Source organism: Schumannella sp. 10F1B-5-1 (assembly GCF_006517535.1).
Taxonomy (GTDB): domain Bacteria; phylum Actinomycetota; class Actinomycetes; order Actinomycetales; family Microbacteriaceae; genus Schumannella.
Map to the genome: position 1 here is coordinate 1 of NZ_VHQH01000304.1, position 345 is coordinate 345.

The 345-nt window shown below is 47.5% G+C and carries 1 protein-coding gene; it reads left to right on the forward strand.

Features of this window, described 5'->3' with window-relative positions:
- The coding region (locus FJ658_RS15795) for a phosphotransferase (RefSeq protein WP_370454825.1) at positions 1–345 on the forward strand (345 nt) is incomplete at both ends.

Below are 345 nucleotides of genomic sequence, written 5' to 3' on the forward strand. Positions count from 1 at the left end.
TGGGAAGCCCGATGCGCCAGAGTTGTTTCTGAAACATGGCAAAGGTAGCGTTGCCAATGATGTTACAGATGAGATGGTCAGACTAAACTGGCTGACGGAATTTATGCCACTTCCGACCATCAAGCATTTTATCCGTACTCCTGATGATGCATGGTTACTCACCACTGCGATCCCCGGAAAAACAGCGTTCCAGGTATTAGAAGAATATCCTGATTCAGGTGAAAATATTGTTGATGCGCTGGCAGTGTTCCTGCGCCGGTTGCACTCGATTCCTGTTTGTAATTGTCCTTTTAACAGCGATCGCGTATTTCGCCTCGCTCAGGCGCAATCACGAATGAATAACGG